Annotated in this window: 12 protein-coding genes; all 12 read right to left on the bottom strand. The window is 59.0% G+C overall.

What is annotated here, in order from left to right; all coding sequences use genetic code 11:
• Positions 1 to 4: 4 nt before the first annotated feature.
• The 12 genes from FGKAn22_RS02970 to FGKAn22_RS02915 all read right to left on the bottom strand — a co-directional run bounded on the left by FGKAn22_RS02970 (position 5) and on the right by FGKAn22_RS02915 (position 16,291).
• Entirely contained in the window at positions 5 to 1,981 is a 1,977-nt protein-coding gene (locus FGKAn22_RS02970) for a translocation/assembly module TamB domain-containing protein (protein ID WP_212786502.1), read from the bottom strand.
• Between the two features lie 93 nt (positions 1,982 to 2,074).
• Positions 2,075 to 3,196 (bottom strand): HD-GYP domain-containing protein, encoded by a 1,122-nt coding sequence (locus tag FGKAn22_RS02965; protein WP_212786501.1) that lies wholly within the window; start codon positions 3,194 to 3,196, stop codon positions 2,075 to 2,077.
• A 120-nt stretch (positions 3,197 to 3,316) separates the two neighbouring features.
• Positions 3,317 to 5,137: an HD domain-containing phosphohydrolase gene (locus FGKAn22_RS02960; protein ID WP_212786500.1), complete on the bottom strand. Its 1,821-nt coding sequence runs from the start codon at positions 5,135 to 5,137 to the stop codon at positions 3,317 to 3,319.
• The gene (locus FGKAn22_RS02955; protein WP_212786499.1) at positions 5,134 to 6,348 is read right to left on the bottom strand and encodes a GGDEF domain-containing response regulator; all 1,215 of its coding nucleotides are present in this window, start codon (positions 6,346 to 6,348) and stop codon (positions 5,134 to 5,136) included. The genes FGKAn22_RS02960 and FGKAn22_RS02955 overlap by 4 nt, the downstream gene beginning before the upstream one ends.
• Positions 6,349 to 6,360: 12 nt before the next feature.
• A complete protein-coding gene (locus FGKAn22_RS02950) occupies positions 6,361 to 7,107 on the bottom strand; it encodes a response regulator (RefSeq protein WP_212786498.1) in 747 nt (248 codons plus the stop codon).
• A 59-nt stretch (positions 7,108 to 7,166) separates the two neighbouring features.
• Complete coding sequence (locus FGKAn22_RS02945; protein ID WP_212786497.1) at positions 7,167 to 8,189, bottom strand: two-component system sensor histidine kinase NtrB; 1,023 nt, start codon at positions 8,187 to 8,189, stop codon at positions 7,167 to 7,169.
• Between the two features lie 11 nt (positions 8,190 to 8,200).
• Positions 8,201 to 9,523, bottom strand: coding sequence for an ATP-binding protein (locus tag FGKAn22_RS02940; protein WP_212786496.1), 1,323 nt, complete (start codon positions 9,521 to 9,523; stop codon positions 8,201 to 8,203).
• A 58-nt stretch (positions 9,524 to 9,581) separates the two neighbouring features.
• On the bottom strand, positions 9,582 to 11,375 hold the full coding sequence (locus FGKAn22_RS02935; protein ID WP_212786495.1) for a PAS domain S-box protein: 1,794 nt from the start codon (positions 11,373 to 11,375) through the stop codon (positions 9,582 to 9,584).
• On the bottom strand, positions 11,372 to 13,348 hold the full coding sequence (locus tag FGKAn22_RS02930; RefSeq protein ID WP_212786494.1) for an ATP-binding protein: 1,977 nt from the start codon (positions 13,346 to 13,348) through the stop codon (positions 11,372 to 11,374). The genes FGKAn22_RS02935 and FGKAn22_RS02930 overlap by 4 nt, the downstream gene beginning before the upstream one ends.
• 24 nt (positions 13,349 to 13,372) lie before the next feature.
• Complete coding sequence (locus FGKAn22_RS02925; protein WP_212786493.1) at positions 13,373 to 14,593, bottom strand: porin family protein; 1,221 nt, start codon at positions 14,591 to 14,593, stop codon at positions 13,373 to 13,375.
• Positions 14,562 to 14,999 (bottom strand): type 2 periplasmic-binding domain-containing protein, encoded by a 438-nt coding sequence (locus tag FGKAn22_RS02920; protein ID WP_246487444.1) that lies wholly within the window; start codon positions 14,997 to 14,999, stop codon positions 14,562 to 14,564. The genes FGKAn22_RS02925 and FGKAn22_RS02920 overlap by 32 nt, the downstream gene beginning before the upstream one ends.
• Before the next feature lie 212 nt (positions 15,000 to 15,211).
• Positions 15,212 to 16,291 carry an acetate/propionate family kinase gene (locus tag FGKAn22_RS02915; RefSeq protein WP_212786492.1) on the bottom strand — a complete coding sequence of 360 codons (1,080 nt, stop codon included), beginning with the start codon at positions 16,289 to 16,291 and terminating at the stop codon, positions 15,212 to 15,214.
• Positions 16,292 to 16,320: the final 29 nt, after the last annotated feature.

Raw genomic sequence — 16,320 nt, 5'->3', positions numbered from 1 at the left:
TCCTTTATTTGACCACGGCCTGCATATTGCCCTGCGTCACTCGCTTCAGGCGGGTAACCAGTTCGTCCCATGAGACGGAGCGATTGTAGCCCATGACGGTGATTGCCGGAATGCCGCCGCCCTTCACGATGGCGTAAGCACCGCCGTTGCCGTTGTCCACGCCGCCCATGGCGCACACGCCGTTGCGCAATGCGCAGCGCCAGCCGATGCGGTCATAGCCGAAATTCTCGAAGAAACGCAGGTAACTGCGCTGGATCGCGGCCGCCGCGCCCGCGCCGCCCAGCGCGGAGATGTTCTGCACCGCCTTTTGACTGATCTTTTTGGGATAGTTTCCGGGGCTGCTTTCGATGCGCGCATCGAAACGCGCCGGCAGCCAGTCCTGCAACTCCAGGTTACTCACGTCCGCGTCGATGCGGCCCTGCATGTTGCCGAACGAAAAAGTGTGCGTCAGCAAGTCGAGGTCGAGCTCGCGCATGCTGAGGTTGCCATACAGTCGCGGCGCACGCCCGAACGGCTCGACCAGCCTGAGCTGGCTCGCCACTACCGTGCCGTCGAACACATTGAACAGCAATGCGCCGTCCGTCCGGATCTCCGCGCCGTCGTAGCTCACTCTGGGAATGCGCCCCGCCAGGGTGCCCAGCATCTCCGGCCAGCCCATCGCCCGGCTGACTTGCTCCATCGAGATGCCGCTCAAAGCCGCGCCGAATTGCCAGCGCCAGTCGTTGCCTGCGCGCCACAGGCGGAGATCTCGCAACTCCAGCTTGCCGTCCAGCAGCGGCAACACCGCCTGGTTCATGCCGAGCTCCAAGCCGTGCATCTGCACCTGCCATTTCGCGCTGCCGAACGGAACGCCGAGCAATTCCCCGCCCGCAAAGGCGATGTCTGCGGCACGCACCGCATCGGGCTGCCATTCGATTGCCGTGTTCACCCCGCGCCAGGCGAAACGCTGCTGCGCATCGGCGATACCCGCATCGCGCAGGGTCAGGCGCAATGCCTGCGTCGCACCGTCGCGATAGCTCCAGTCCACGTCAGCATGACCGGACAGTGTCGCTTCCGCCAGTGCGCTCTGCGCCAGGAAGGGTTTGGCGTAATCGGCGAACAACCGCTCCAGCGCAAGATCGTCGCCGTGCGCCGAGGCCTCGACCAGAGCACTTTGCTTGACGTCCCACTGTGCGGCGAACTGCACGCTGCCGATCTGTGGCAATACGGCAACAGCCCGATCGACCACGAGGTACGTCCCATCAAAGCTGCCGGATGCGCTCAGGCTGCGTCCGCCGCTACCGGCCAGATATAGCGGCTGCCAGAACAGCTCGCCGGACTGCCATGCGATGTCACCCTGCCAGTTCCACCGCTTTCCGCTGCGCGTCGCCGCCAATTTCATCGTGCCGCGCAGTTTCTCCGCCGCATGCAGTCCGGCCGCATCGCTGAACCCGACATCGGCGAGCTGCAAATCCGCGCCGAGTTCGCTCGCACCTGCGCCATCGCCGGCGGCGTGCAGGGTTCCGTCCAGCGCTCCATGGGTGGGTCGAGGCATATCCGCAGACAGGAAGGCCGCCAGCCCCTTGGCCGGTGCATTGTGCAACTGCGCCGAGAATCGCCACTCACCATTGCGGAACCGGTAGCCGAACTCCATCGCCACGCCCGGCAATTTGTCCAGACTGCCGCCGCGGCAGCTCATTTCCGTGGTGGACAAGTCGAAGCGCGCACAATGCAGCCGCGCGCGGCGAAACTCGTGACGCTGCACATGCAGTTCATCGAAACTCAGCTCGGCGGAACCGTCCTGCGGCAAGGTCAGCGCGATGCCGCGCGCGGAAAAATCCGGCGCAACGATATCGGCCACATTCAGGGAAATTTCGGCGGCATACGCCGCAGCAGGCAGCAGCCAGAGGAGCACACACCAGGCACGGCACTGCTTGATATAGGTCATCGCCTGACACAGCGCCCTGCTGGCGATGGCGTCATGCTGTTCGGACGCTGACATGGCGAAGCCCTTGAAACGTGGTTATGGTGAAAAAGTGTCACGCAACCGCACGGCTTCGTCAAGAAAGCAGACACCGTACATACGAAGGGAAAACTAGCCCAGACGATCCTCGTTGAACTGGCGCTGGATGGCCTCTACTTCCTCGCGGCGCTTTATCAGTGCGGCCACGCAATCGCTGTCGAACTTGCTCCCCGCCATCGACTGCAACATCTCGAACGCCCGGTCGTTGCTCCAGGCTTCCTTGTAGGGACGGCTGCTGGTCAATGCATCGAACACATCGGCCACCGCGACGATCTTCGCCTCGATCGGGATCTCTTCTTCGGTCAGCCCGTGATAACCGCTACCGTTGACCGCCTCGTGATGGTGCAACGCGATGTTGCGCAGAATCCCGGCATGCGGCAGGTCATCCAGCCCCAGATTGGACAGCATCGTGTCGATGATCTCGCCCCCCTTCAGGGTATGGGCCTTCATGGTTTCGAATTCCTCTTCCGTCAGCTTGCCCGGCTTGAGCAGGATGCTGTCCGGGATGCCTATCTTGCCGATGTCGTGCAGCGGGGAGAACAGGAAGATATATTCCACGAGCTCGTCGTCAAGGCTGTATTTGTTCGCCACTTCGCTGGCGATCAGGCGCGCATAGTTCGACATGCGGTCGAGATGGGAGCCCGTTTCGAAATCCCGCTGGTGGGCCATGCTGGTCGCCGTCTTGACCGAAGCCACCAGACTCCTGGTGCTCGACATCTCGTGTATCACCAGCAATGACAGCAAATGTCCGATGACATCCAGATAATGCAGTGCCGATTCGTCGAACACGTTCTTCTGGAACGAGTTGAAAAACAGGAAGCCGAAGAAGTCCCCATTCAGGTGCATCGGCATGGTGTAACTGGATTTGTACTGATGGGCGGCGATGCTTCTGGTGTGCGTGGCCGGCGCGTTGCCGAACACGTCGAGGTCGTTGATGACGCGGGGGCGCCCAACCTTCAGGATCTCCTGCAACGATGCCGAGTTGGAAAATTTGGCCGAATAGAGACTCAACGGCGTGTCTTCGCCGCTATGCACAAAAGTTCTCAGCAAGTCGGTCTTGCCCTCGTAGATCGCTACCGCGATGCGATCTACGAAACTAAAGCGATCCTTCAGCAAACCATGGACGCACTCGATTTTTTCCGGCAACGGCAATTTGCCGTTCAATGCGGCGAAGATATCCTGATGATCGAACATGTTTGTCGTGTATGGCCGATAGAAAAATCCTGTGGCGCGCAGTGTCTTTCAATCGCATGAACTCGTCAAGGAATCCGCCGAAACAAATATCACCATGCATCATGGAGTTCACACGACAGTTCAAAAACTGCTGTCGAACCTGAACCCTTTCACGTTGAACAAGCTGACGCAGGCATCGACCACATGCTCGTCGTATAACTTGCCACGGTTCGCGGTGATCTCCGACATCGCCTCCCTGAACCCGACGGCGGAACGATAGGGGCGATGACTCGCCATCGCCTCGACCACATCAGCCACCATCAGTATCCTGGCTTCGAGAATGATGTCCTGGGCATTGAGTCCCTGCGGATACCCCGAACCGTCGAGCCGCTCATGGTGCTGCAACACGGCCTGCGCCACCGGCCAGGGAAATTCCAGATTTTTCAGGATGTCATATCCGGCCTGGACATGCGCCTTGACCATGGATAGCTCGATATCCATCAGCTTGGTCGGCTTGCTCAATATCTCCGCAGGCACGGCGATCTTGCCGATATCGTGCAGGTAACCGATGACATACAAGCCCTCGACCCGCCGCTCGGGCAGCCCCATTTCCTTGCCGATGGCCCGGGCCAGCTGCGCCACGCGCCGCTCGTGGCCCGCGGTATAGGGGTCGCGCAACTCCACCATGCCGGCGATGGCCTCGACCGTGCTGTTCATCGAACGCCGCAGGTGATCGAGGGTGGCGTGCAGGTCTCTGTCCAGGCGCAACGAACGCACACCTATCGCGATATCGCTGGCTGCTTCCGCCAGGAAGTTGGTGGACTGCTCATCGAAGACATTGCGTTGCCCGGAATAGATCGACAGCACTCCAGTCACCTCGCCTTCCGCAACCAGCGGCACCGCCGCCGCGGATCCCAGCCCCCATTTCTGCACGACATGCAGCCAAGGTTGATAGCGCGCATCGTTCACGAGATCGTCGGCCACCATGGGCTTCCCGTCGCGGGCGGCAATACCCATGATCCCGCCCCCTGTCGCGGATTTATCCCAACGGAGATTCAGGGCGGATATCATCTCCTCACTGAATCCGGCCCAGGCGATAGGCTTCAGCACGTAGTCCGGCTGCTTGACGGCGATGATGACACCGACGATGCCCTCAAGCCCTTTCAGCACCTCGCACACGAAGCGATACAGCGCCTCCTCGCTCTCGGCGACCAGCAGATATTCGTTGACTTTTCGGATGGCGAGCAGCAACCGATTGATCCGGTTGAGCTTGATCTCATGCGCCTTGCGCTCGGTGATATCGAGCATGTAGATGCGGACGCGGTCGCTTTCCGGAACCGGGTAGAGGAATTGCTCAAAGGTTGAGCTTCCGACCATGACCTCGCGCACCACTTCCTTGCGCTCGCCATTCCCGATGGCTGGCGACAGGTCTCCCAGCATCTCGCGCACGGGCTGTGCCACGGCCAGATCGGGAAGAACCCGCGCGGCGGCCGGGTTGAGATAGGTCAGCTCACCCGCAGCATCGACCTCAAGCACGGGATTGGGATTCATCCTGGGAAAGGATGCCAGCCGCAGGATCTCCTGCTGCCCCTGCTGCCGGTCGACCGCACGGCGGATGTGCAGCAGCAGGTCGTCGATCTTGTAGGGTTTCAGCAGATAGGAGAATGCGCCCTTGTTGGTCGCCTCGATGGCGGTTTCCATGGCGGCATGGCCGGTCAGGATGATGGCCTCGGCTTGCGGAGAAATGGCCTTGATCTTTTCCATCACCTCGATGCCGGACATATCCGGCAGTTTGAGGTCGATCAATGCCACGCTTACAAAGGCGCGCCCTGCCTCCGCAATTCCCTCCGCTCCGCTTCCTGCGGCCGCCACCTCATAGCCCTTGAGTTGCAGGATGTCGGTGAGCGTCCTCCGAAGATTCGCGTCATCATCCACCATCAGGATTCTTGGATTACTCTTCATTTGAAATCCACTTCGGCGTCCAGAACCTCGACACGGTTCCGGCCCCGCTCCTTCGCCCGGTAGAGGGCATCATCCACCCTCTTCAGCAGCGAGTTGGAATCGTCCTGCGGCACAAATGCGGTCACCCCGAAACTCGCTGTGACTTCGCCGACCTTGTCGAAAGGGTGGGAGGCGACGGCCAGCCTCAGCCTCTCCGCCGCACTTCTCGCGACATCCAGGGCAGACTGCGGCATCATCACCATGAACTCTTCCCCCCCCCAGCGCGCGGCGACGTCAACCGTACGAATATTCTGTTTCACCAGTCCGGTGACGGTCTGCAAGACGACATCGCCCACGTCATGCCCGTAAGTATCGTTTACCCGCTTGAAGTGGTCGAGGTCATACATGACCAACGACAACGGGCTACCGTATCGTCTGGCGCGATTCATCTCATTTTCCAGAATGCCGAAAAACTCCCTGCGGTTGGCGATGCCCGTCAGGCTGTCCGTGGTGGCGAGCAGGTAGATCTCCTTCTCCGCGCGCTTGCGCTGGCTGATATCCAGCACATAGACACGGATGAGGTCGATTTCCTGGACGTAGGAAACATGAAGTTCATAGGTCGCTTCGCCGACAACGGACTCATGAACCACCTCGCTCATCGGCCTGTTCCGGCGCAGCTCGGCAATCGGTTCATTCAGACCATGCAACAGTGGATGTGACTGCCCAGCCTCAATCAGGCCTGGAAACAATTTCTCGGCCACCGGATTGGCATAGGTCACCTCGCCGGCAGAGTCGAGTTCGATCACCGGATTGGGGGTCAGCTTGGGGAATGACGCCAGGCGGAGTATCTCCTCCTGTGCCTGCTTGCGTTCTACGGCGTGCCGGATGTTCTGCAGCAATTCATCCATCTGGTACGGCTTGAGGAGGTAGGAGAACGCGCCCCGCCCGGTAGCCTCGATGGCGCTGTCCATGGAAGCATGGCCGGTCAGAATGATCACCTCCGTCAAAGGAGATATGGCCTTGATGCGCGCCATGACCTCAAGTCCGTGCATGTCCGGCAGCATCAGGTCTACCAGCGCCAGACTGACTATTCCATGTTCCGCCGCCGCGATCGCCTCGGCCCCATTGGCGGCGACAGCCGTTGCGTAACCTTTGACCGTCAGGATATCGGCAAGCGTCTTCCTGAGATTCGGGTCATCGTCCACTATCAGGATCTTTTCCTTGGTTTTCACGATGCCTCTCGCCTATGCCGACACCAGCAAACTCTGCAGTTTCTTGAGCCGGATCTCCTCGATCAGCCGGAACAAGTCGTCCATCTCGAACGGCTTGTACAGACAGGTGTAGGCCCCGATCTTGCGCGCCTGTTCGATCGAATCCGCCATTTCCTTGCGGTAGCCGGTTATCAGCACCACCGGCTTGCCCGGATACTTGGCCTGTATCTCCTTCAGCACTTCCACACCGTTCACCTCTCCCAACTTGAGGTCGAGCAGAACGATGGCCAGCCTGTAGTTTCCATCCAGGTGTCCCATCACACTCTTCGGCTCGGTTTCCGTTTCGACCTGAAGGCCTTTCAGGGTCAGGACATCCTTCAGCGTCTTGCAAAAGTCGGGGTCGTCGTCCACGACCAGGATGCTTTCCTCCTTGTCCAGCAGTGAAAGAAAGGAAAGGATGATGGGAAAGTTGAGCGGCTTGCTCAGCACCGCATAGGCGCCGGCTCGTTTCGCCTCTTCCATGAGATCGTCTGTCGCGTAGGCGCTGACCAGGACGACAGGTAGCGCGGGGGCGATCTGTTTCATCTGTTTCAGAGCTTCGACACCGTTGATGCCGGGCATCTTGATGTCCATCAGGACGCAATCCGGCAAATCGCTCCTGACTATCTCTACCCCCTCCTCTCCCGAGTAGGCACCGACAGGCTCATGCCCTTTGACTTTCAGGATGTCGCAAGTCGTCTTCACGATACGACGGTCGTCGTCCACCACCAGAATCTTCATAGCCTGCCCCAGTTCTTTTTGTTGATCAAAGGGTATGTCGTCTACCAGTCACATGCAACCTAACTCCCGCTTGGCAGCGTGATGGTGAACACGCTGCCCTTTCCCGGTTCGCTCTCCACCTCCACGCTGCCGCCGTTGGCCTGCGTCAGGTTCTTCACCACGACCAGTCCCAGCCCGACACGGCGCACCTTGGTAGTGAACAGCGGCTGAAACAGTTTGTCCATCTGTTCCGGTGTGATGCCGCTGCCGCTATCCTTGATACTGATGCGCAGCACCTGTGGTTCTTCGGCTGCGCGTATCTCCAGCGTGCCGCCTTCCGGCATGGCTTCAACAGCATTGGTGACCAGATTCCAGAACACCTGATACAGATGCATAGGATCGACACGGACGACGGGCAGCGTTTTCGGAATGTCCAGCTTGACGCTGATTGAGGCTGGGATATCGCACTTGCGCAGGGTCTGCCCGATCACGTCGGCCACGTCGACCACTGCCTGGTGTGGCTGTTTGGTGCGCACCGCATCCAGCAGGTCGGACACGATGCGCTCGGCGTTCGCGGTCTCGTCCTTGATGATGTCCAGATATTCCCTGACGGTTCCGTCCGCATCGGCAAGCACGGTCTGGAGGAAGTACGCCGCATTGTTGATCACGCCCAGCGGGTTGCGCAGTTCATGCCCTACCGTATCGGCGACCTGGCCGAGCAGCGCCAGCTTTTCCTTGCGCACCAGTTCTTCCTGCGCCGCGAGCAACTGACCGGTCCTTGTCTGTACTTTCGCCTCCAACTCCTCGTTCAGTTCGCGCATGGAATCTTCCGCCACCTTGCGCCGTGCCGCTTCCTTGCGAAGCTCCCTGAGCAAAGCCGCCAGCAGACCGACGATCAGCAGTGCATCGAAGAAGGGCGTGACGACGCCGGCGAATTCCAGTTCGGCATTGAGGCGCCCATCCCACGACAAGTCGATGACCAAAACGATCGCCATCGAAAACAGCACTGCCACCGTCACGAACAACACGGTCAGTTGCAGCATGCCCAGCTTGAGCAAATACTGAACAAGTCGTTTCAAGGCCTGTCGCAAAATCTCATTCATGCGCTTCCCCTTCATTCCGCTGCCGGAAGGATGACACGAAACACCGAGCCTTTGCCCGGCTCGCTTTGCACTTCCACCCTGCCGCCGTTAGCCTCGGTCAGGTTCTTCACCACCACCAGCCCAAGGCCGATGCCTCGCGCCTTGGTGGTGAACAACGGCTGGAACAGCTTGCCCAACTGTTCCCGCGTCACGCCGGCACCGCTATCTTGCACTCCGACGGAAACCGTGCCCGCTGACGTATCGGTCATGGCGCGTATCGCCAGTGTACCGCCATCCTGCATGGCCTCGATACCATTGGTGATCAGGTTACGGAATACCTGTTGCATCTGCAACGGATCCACCCGCAAGGGCGGCAACGTTTCCGGAATGTCCAGCTTGACTTGCACAACGGGCGGGATCGTGAGTTTTCCCAGGGTCTGGCCTATCAATTCCGCGATGACGACCTGCTGGATTTGCGGCGGCTTGGTACGCACCGAATCCAGCAGGTCGGACACGATGCGCTCGGAATTGGCGATCTCACTTTCGATGATGTTCAGGTAGTCCTTGGTCCCCTGGTCGGCGTCGCCCAGCACGGTTTTCAGGTAATACACGGCGTTGCTCATCACTCCCAGCGGATTGCGCAATTCGTGTCCGACGCTGCCGGCCACCTGCCCCAGCACCGCCAGTTTCTCCTTGCGCACCAGTTCATCCTGGGCTGTCATCAATTGGCGGGTGCGCTCCCTTAAAGTCCACAATGCCTGCTGCAGGCTGCGCATGTTCAAATAGGTCAGCATACCGACGGTTAAGGCCAGCATGATCAGCACCAGAGACATGTGGACATACTCGCGCCCAGCGGCCCCCGGAACCAAGAGCGGTGTGTAAAGACCGGCCTGGGACAGGAGCAACATCAGCAGATAGAAGGCCAGCACCCCCCCGGTCATCCAAAGAGCGGTTGCAGGTGTCAACAGGATGCCGCCTATGGTTACCGTCCAGAAATAGAGCACCCAGGCCGGCGAGACCAATCCATCGAATGTCCAGGCCGCAGCGCCGATGGCGACCAGGTTGGACCAGACGTAAAGACGAATCATCGGCCGGATATGACCGCGCCTGGCCTGCACCAGGCAGAAGATCGAAATGGGAATGACGGCAATGGGGAAAGCCGCCGCAAACCAACTTATCAGAGGGGGAAGAAAACCAAGTGGCTGCATCAGCAGAAAGACGATGGAAAGCAAAACGGAGATCCAGCTGCTGATCACCATCAGGGTATTGAAAAGACGCCCCAAGCGCTCCTCTTCTTCATCGCGCGCCTTCACCGCGATCAAGCGTTCCCATTCCGCAGAAAACCATGTCTGCAAACTATTCGCAGTACGGCACATCAATTCTGATTGGTCAGCCCTCATTGATTCCAACCTTTCATTCCGCCGCCACCGCCGAACTTTCACTCGGCAAAGTAATGGAGAACAGGGTGCCTTTGCCCACTTCGCTCTGAACCTCCACCCTCCCACCGTTGGCCTGCGTCAAGTTCTTTACCACCACTAGTCCCAGGCCGATGCCGCGCTCCTTGGTGGTGAACAGCGGCTGGAACAGTTTGCCCTGCTGCTCCGCTGTCATACCGCAGCCGCTGTCGCGGACGCTGACGGTCACATTTTTTCCTCCTTCGTCAGCTATGGCCCGAATTTCCAGTGCTCCGCCATTCGGCATGGCTTCGATGCTGTTGCTGACCAGGTTGCGCAACACCTGCTGAATCTGCAGGGCGTCCACCAGCAGAGGCGGCAGTGCCGCCGGGATGTCCAGCTGAACCGCGACGGAGGAAGGGATGGGAAGTTTATGTAGCGTCTGCTCGATCAACTCTGCGACCTCGACCGCTCCCGGCTGTGGCGGTTTGGTGCGCACCGAGTCGAGCAGGTCAGACACGATGCGCTCTGCACCGGATATCTCGTTTTCAATGATCTTCAGGTAGTCCTTCACGCCCTGGTCTGCATCGGCAAGCACAGTCTGCAAAAAATATACGGCATTGCTCATTACTCCGAGCGGATTGCGCAATTCGTGCCCCACGCTGCCCGCCACCTGCCCCAGCACGGCGAGTTTCTCCTTGCGCACAAGTTCTTCTTGCGCTTCCAGCAATTGGTGGGTGCGTTCCTGAACCTTGATCTCCAGTTCTTCGTTCAATTTTCGGATCGCCTCTTCCATCCGCTTGCGTTCGGAGATGTCGCGCACCACCCCGAGAATGACGAGGGAATCGCCACGGCGAATCGGGTTGGCCGCGATCTCCGCCTCCAGATAGCCACCGGCCTTCGTCTGGATGCGCACCTGAAAAACAGGCAGCGGCTCTCCCGCTTGCGCCTTCATGAACAACTCCTGCATGAAAGGCAGATCGTCCGGGTGAACGACAAGCGGAAACGGGCGGCCCATCCACTCGTCCGGCCGCCACCCGAGCATCCGTTCGCAGGACGGGCTGATGGAAGAAAAAGTGCCATCGGCCTCGAGGGTATAGATGATGTCGTCGACATTCTCGAAAATGCTGCGGAACTGCGCCTCGCTTTGGCGCAGATATTCCTCTGTCCGCTTGCGTCCGGCGATCTCCTTATGAAGGCGCTCCAGCGCATCCCGCAGGCTGCGCATGTTCAGATAAGTCAGCAGCCCGACGGTAGAGACCAGCATGATCAGCAGGAATGACATGTGGACGAACTCGCGTCCGCCCCCGAAAGTAAGTACCGGGGTGTAAACGCCCCATTGGGTGGCGAGCAGCAACAACATGAAGTACGACACTACTCCGCCGGTCATCCACAGCGCGTATTCCGGTGCCAACAATACGCCGGCGACAGTGATGGTCCAAATGAACAGAGGCCAGGCCGGGGAATAGACACCGTCGAACAGCCAGGCCGCAACACCGATGGCAATCAGGTTGACCCAGCTGTAGATCAACACCATCGGCCGGACATGGCCGCGCCGTGCCTGCACCAGACAGAAGATGGACAGCGGAACAAAGGCCAGCGGGAAAGCTGCCGCCGTCCAGCTCACTCGCGCACTGAGCAAGCCGAGAGGCTGCATCAGCAGAAAGACCGCCGACAGCGCAACAACGATTCCGGTGCTGATCACCATCAGGGTATTGAACAACCGCCCCAGGCGTGCCTCCTCCTCGTTTCCGGCCTTTGCGGTGACCAAGCGTTTCCATGCCTCGGCGTATCCTGTCCGCATGTTTCTCATGTCCCGCCGCCTTCCGGCCCCTCGCTCGGCAGGGTAATGGAAAACGTAGTGCCCTTGCCCGGCTCGCTCTGCACTTCCACCCTGCCGCCATTGGCTTGCGTCAGGTTCTTCACCACCACCAGCCCGAGTCCGATGCCGCGAGCCTTGGTGGTGAACAGCGGCTGGAACAGCTTGCCTAATTGTTCGGGCGTAATGCCGATGCCGCTGTCCTTTACATGAAGGGTGACAGTCTTTGCAGCTTCGTCTGCCACTGCCCGGATCTCCAGTACCCCGCCTTCCGGCATCGCCTCCATGCCGTTGCTCATGAGATTGCGCAGCACCTGGTGGATCTGCAGGGCATCCACCCGCAGGGCCGGCAGCGTTGCCGGGATGTCCAGCTTCACCGTGACGGACGGCGGCACGGTGCATTTGCGCAGGGACTGCTCGATCAATTCGGCCACACTGACCGCTTCCGGATGCGGCGGCTTGATACGCACTGAATCCAGCAGATCGGACACGATGCGCTCGGAACCGGTGATCTCGTTCTTGATGATGCTCAGGTACTCCTTGACGCTGTCGTCTGCATCGGCCAGCACGGTCTGCAAAAAGTACACGGCATTGCTCATCACACCGAGAGGATTGCGCAACTCATGACCCACGCTGCCGGCCACCTGGCCCAGCACCGCCAGCTTCTCCTTGCGCACCAATTCGTCCTGCGCCTCCAGCAATTGCCGGGTGCGCTCCTTCACTTTCCGGTCCAATTCTTCGTTCAGATTTCCCAGCAACTTGTTGGCCTCACTCAATTCGGCAGTCCGTTGGGCAACCTCGGCCTGAAGAGTCTCAAGTTGCTGCGAGACAGTGACAAGCGTGTCGTCGAGCATATCGAACTCGTCCCTGTACCGACCTTTGCGCAGGGGACGGCTCACAGCATTACGTATTTGCTCAAAATCGTTCTGGGCAAGCAGAGGTAATACGCCCGCGGTGCGTCTCAACCGCGAAAGAGGGCTCCAAAGAATCAACAACAACAGCGATTCAGAAAGGATCAAACCGACCACGCCGACGAGAATGTTTTTCCTGTTTACTTCCCGGATCTGAGAAACACTCCGGGTGATGTCATCGATCAGGACAAAATACGCATCACCGCTTGCGGAAAAGTTCCTGGCCGGCAACAGGTGTATTTCAAATTCCCGCCCATTGAAGATCTCTCTCCCAGCTGAAAGCTGATCGACGGATGGTTTCCTGGCTGACACCGACTGCAACAGAGATAGATTCTGTTCGAGACTGGTCAGCGCCGATACGCGGACGTGCCAATTGGCGATATATCTCGCATCTTCGGCTGCGGTCATGCGCTCGCGCCTTTCAACATTCAATATCCCGACGTCCGCGCCGGAAACCTCCTTGAAATTCACAATCCCCGCGGCCAGCGTCGTTCCCAGCACAATGACTCCGGCGCTCATGTCCCGGGCCAGCATGGGAGAGAGAGCAATCTGCATGCATTTGTTGGTGCAATCCAGGAACGTCAATGGGTGCTCCGTCTTGTTGACCTCCTGAACGTAGCCACGAATCAACATGGGATCGGGAAGATCGACGTCCTCTAATCTCCAGCTTTGAACCAACTCGTTGTTAGCGGAATATATCTGGGCCATATCGACCGCCGCCCCCAATTGCAGGGATTGCCAGTGCCTGTCAAAAGCTTGCGTGACGTTTCTGGCATTCCCGGTCAACAATTGAGCCTCCATCCCGCTCATGGAAGGGACGAGGTCAGCCAGAGTCAACAGCTTGGCCGAGGACTGACTGACCAGTCCATCGAGTTCCCTCAGCTGCTTTTCATAGCTGGACTTCCGCTCCAGTTCGAACTGGTTGGATAGATTGAAGTAGAAATAGAACGTGGAAAACGAAGTGATTGCCAGCAACAGCAGGCTGAATATGGCCAGCGCGCGCCACTTCAAGCTGAAGAAATGCTGCGCTGGTTTATTCGTTTTCGTTATGAGCATGTCCGCATATGCAGATTCGATGCGCTAAAAGTTATACGATGCCTGCAAAACGAACATATCCCAGCGCTGCTTGGTGTTCATGGGGATCGGGTTTTCCCTGGACGAAAGCCAACCGGTACCATCCACACGGTGATATTCAGCCCTGATCTTGGTGTCGGACCTCACGTTCCAGCCCAGGCCGACGGTCCAATCCTTGGCAAAGAACCGATGTGCAGGCGTCGTTGCCGTAGCATTCCTTATCCCAGATTTGTCGCTCTTGTCACTGTACTGAACGTCATAGCGCAACAGTGTTTCCCAATCCGGACTGATACGGTACGTGCCTTGCAGGTAATAGGACTCGCCGGTCTGCTTGATATCAGGCAGGATTCTCGGCGGTATGAACGGAAGCAATCCCGGGAACCACAATCCTGAAAGGGTACTTTTCAATTCCGGCACCCATTCCCCGGTGACGCTCCATCTATCCTCGTTGTACTGTGCCGAAAGGACATACGCTTTGAGGTTGAACTTGGCATCCGCGAAGGGACGCTGGAAGAAGGCCACATTGGCGTCGGCTGCAGTCAACGCTAGGCGCAGACGGCCGCCATCGCGTTCGTAAAGCAACCGGCCGACGTAGCTTGTCGCCGGCTTGGCGCTTTGCTTTGTGATGGAGTCCAGAATGACCTCTCCGGCGCCAACATCCAGAAAAAAATCTCCTACTGCTGTCCGGCTTTCCCCATAGAGTTGTGCGCCATCCAACGCGAGCAGCAGATTGCGGGACGCATCGCTGTAAATCGACTCAGGCAGAAAGATGCTCGGGCGGGTATTGGCCACATCCCGGGTCAAGTTGTAGAACCCGACGGGATTCCGGTGCCGACCTATCCGCACCCCGCCTCGGCTGTTGACGCCGTTATAGAAGGCGAAATCGACCAAGGCGTAATCGAAGCGTGGCCTGGCGTTAGCCTCCGTCCCGCCCGCCTTGCGGGAGCCTACCTGAGCGGCAAACTGCAGATTCGGCATTGCCTGCCAGGACAGGTTGACGCCCAGTTCCCGGAAATCGAAGCTGCCGGTATCGCTCGGACCGAAGTACCGGTTGGCCGTGGTCGAAACGTAGGCCTGGCTTGCGAAACCGTGAAGCTGCACGGTTTCGGAAAGATCGACTGCAGATACCGGCGAGGAAAACATCGCTTCTCCCAGCATGACCGCGAGCGCAGTCGTCTTGAGAGAGATTTTTGGCCTAGCGGACTTCCAGAATGCGAACGTTCTCATTCTTGCCTCCTTCGATCAAATAGTTTTCCGGCAGGTAACCGATGGCTCCGGGCGTCGAGGACACTTTTTGCAGCATTTCCTCGGGGGAACCGACCTCAATCGGCGCTTGCCCCGAACCGGAGTAGACCATGAGATCCCATGAACGCTTCAGTTGATACGGAAAAGTGTTGAGCACACTCTTGGAAAAAGACATATGGACGGTGTTTTCGCTGGGAAGGACAAACACCTTGATGGGCTTGCCGCTCTGCCACTGACGCATGCGCATGCTGAAGATGGCGCGCAGCGAACTCTGGGAAACCGTCCGATCCGCGACATCCGTATTGACGATCACCTCTTGCGCCATCACCGGAGTGCATACGGCCAAGCCCAGCACGAGCCACCAGCGGGATAGCATCGTTTTCAGCAACGCTCTTATCCTGCTTTTTGTCATAGACACTTACCTCCGTACATGCCGGCATCGGTAAATTATCGACATGTTAAAAATACAACATGCCCCACCTGAACAAGAAACTAAGTTGATACTGTGACGTTACTGAACCGCTACTCTTACCTCCCGCACCTTAACCAAATCCGGGATATTGAGCAATAGGCCAAAAGGCGTAGTTTTGGCCAGCTCGGTCATTGCCCGGTCAAGCACTGTTCCCGTGTCAACCTGAAGATGGTACGTTCCTCGTCCGCGGGGATCCGCAGCACGGGTTTGGAGTGAGAGGCCTGCAGCATCGTCGCGTGTGCACGGTTGGCCGCCCCGTCCAGCACGAACCCGAGGAAGCCCAGCGGCTCACATACCCATTCGCGCACCTCGCTGGAGTGTTCGCCAATGCCCGCAGTGAACACCAAGGCATCGATGCCGCCCGCCTTGGCCGCCAGCGCGCCGATGGCCGCGCGCACCTGGCGACAGAAACACTGCACGGCGAAACGCGCCACCTCGCTGTCACTGTTGAGCAACACCGACATCTCGCTGCTCTCTCCATCGGACAATGCCAGCAAACCCATGCGGTGGAACACCATGTCGGACAGCGTCTTCTCGTCGTACCGACGCGACAGTTCCAGCATCACGCCGGGATCGAGGTCGCCGCTGCGCGTTCCCATCACGATGCCGCCCGCAGGGGTATAGCCCATCGTGGTATCCACCGAACGCAATCCTTCCATCAGACAGAGGCTGGCGCCGCTTCCCAGATGAGCCACCACCACCCGGCCATAGGCGGCATCGCCGATCAGCGACGGTAACACATCGGCCACATGCGCATAATTCAGTCCGTGAAAACCGTAGCGGCGCAATCCGGTCTCCCGCGGAATGGGCAGCCGCCTTGCCGTTTCCGGCATGGTTGCGTGGAAGGCGGTGTCGAAGCAGACGACTTGCGGCACGCCGAAGCGTTCGCGGCACAGGTCCAGTCCCATGAGGTTGCCGGGCAAGTGCAGCGGCGCGAGCGGCACCAGCGCGCCTAGTCGTGCGCGCTCCGCATCGTCCGCCAGCCTGGCCTGCACGTCGACATCGCCTCCGTGCACGAAGCGGTGTCCGACGGCGGCGGGCCGAACATTCCCCAAATCCGACAGCAACGCATCGAAGGCTGCCGCATGATCCTTCGGGCCGCCGCGCCCGATATGCAGATAACGGAAGGGGCGGCGCGTGCCGTCCTCCATGAACAACTCGGCCTTGAGGCTGGACGAGCCGCTGTTGATGGTGAGAATGGTAGTCATGACTTCAGGAAATGGGATACAGGACACAG

Source organism: Ferrigenium kumadai (assembly GCF_018324385.1).
GTDB lineage: Bacteria > Pseudomonadota > Gammaproteobacteria > Burkholderiales > Gallionellaceae > Gallionella > Gallionella kumadai.
The sequence above is the reverse complement of the archived record's forward strand: the minus strand, read 5'-3'. Positions and strand labels throughout refer to the sequence as shown.

Excerpts from the sequence above, each read along its gene's own strand:
- FGKAn22_RS02960 (WP_212786500.1), bottom strand. The coding sequence starts at position 5,137 with ATGAAGAGTAATCCAAGAATCCTGATGGTGGATGATGACGCGAATCTT.
- FGKAn22_RS02915 (WP_212786492.1), bottom strand. The coding sequence starts at position 16,291 with ATGACTACCATTCTCACCATCAACAGCGGCTCGTCCAGCCTCAAGGCC.
- FGKAn22_RS02950 (WP_212786498.1), bottom strand. The coding sequence starts at position 7,107 with ATGAAGATTCTGGTGGTGGACGACGACCGTCGTATCGTGAAGACGACT.
- FGKAn22_RS02925 (WP_212786493.1), bottom strand. The coding sequence starts at position 14,593 with ATGAGAACGTTCGCATTCTGGAAGTCCGCTAGGCCAAAAATCTCTCTC.
- FGKAn22_RS02930 (WP_212786494.1), bottom strand. The coding sequence starts at position 13,348 with ATGCTCATAACGAAAACGAATAAACCAGCGCAGCATTTCTTCAGCTTG.
- FGKAn22_RS02970 (WP_212786502.1), bottom strand. The coding sequence starts at position 1,981 with ATGTCAGCGTCCGAACAGCATGACGCCATCGCCAGCAGGGCGCTGTGT.
- FGKAn22_RS02965 (WP_212786501.1), bottom strand. The coding sequence starts at position 3,196 with ATGTTCGATCATCAGGATATCTTCGCCGCATTGAACGGCAAATTGCCG.
- FGKAn22_RS02945 (WP_212786497.1), bottom strand. The coding sequence starts at position 8,189 with ATGAATGAGATTTTGCGACAGGCCTTGAAACGACTTGTTCAGTATTTG.
- FGKAn22_RS02935 (WP_212786495.1), bottom strand. The coding sequence starts at position 11,375 with ATGAGAAACATGCGGACAGGATACGCCGAGGCATGGAAACGCTTGGTC.